At 70.0% G+C, this 504-nt stretch carries 2 pseudogenes; both read left to right on the forward strand.

Annotated elements, in window-relative coordinates:
- A pseudogene (locus D3D02_RS21580) lies at positions 1 to 97 on the forward strand (Trm112 family protein); the annotation flags it as partial.
- A 92-nt stretch (positions 98 to 189) separates the two neighbouring features.
- Positions 190 to 504 (forward strand): annotated as a pseudogene (locus D3D02_RS21075) (hypothetical protein); the annotation flags it as partial.

Consider the following 504-nt stretch of genomic DNA (forward strand, 5'->3'; position numbering starts at 1 on the left):
GACGCTCACCTGCACGGAGTGCGGCGAGACGTACCCCATCGAGGACGGGATCCCGAACCTCCTGCCGCCGGACATGCGCGAAGAGGCGGCAGCGTAGGGCCGAGCCGAGCGGGCGACGGCGGCGGTCCCCTGCCTCGAAACCCCTCGCTCGTGTGAATCTTTTTTTAGTACGGGGGCGTGGTCCCGACCGTGCCGACACTCGACGTCGAACTGAACGGGGAGGCGGTCCACGACATCGACGCGCCGGACTCGTTCGTCACCGACGGGCCGTTCCCGGTCGTGCTCGAGAACAGCGGGCGCTCGACGCACGTCCACCTCCACTTCGACGACGACCTCGACCGGGCGGCCGCGCTCGACGACGGCGACTGGGTGTACGTTCCCCGAGAGATTCCGACGAAGGCCGCCGACGGCGGAGCGGTGGCCGCGAGCGGCGGAGATGGACCGACGACCGAACCCGTGGACAGCGAGGGAATCGACGCTGACGGCGTCGACGCCGCCATGGCG

The organism is Halobellus sp. Atlit-38R (assembly GCF_003665925.1).
GTDB lineage: Archaea > Halobacteriota > Halobacteria > Halobacteriales > Haloferacaceae > Haloquadratum > Haloquadratum inordinatus.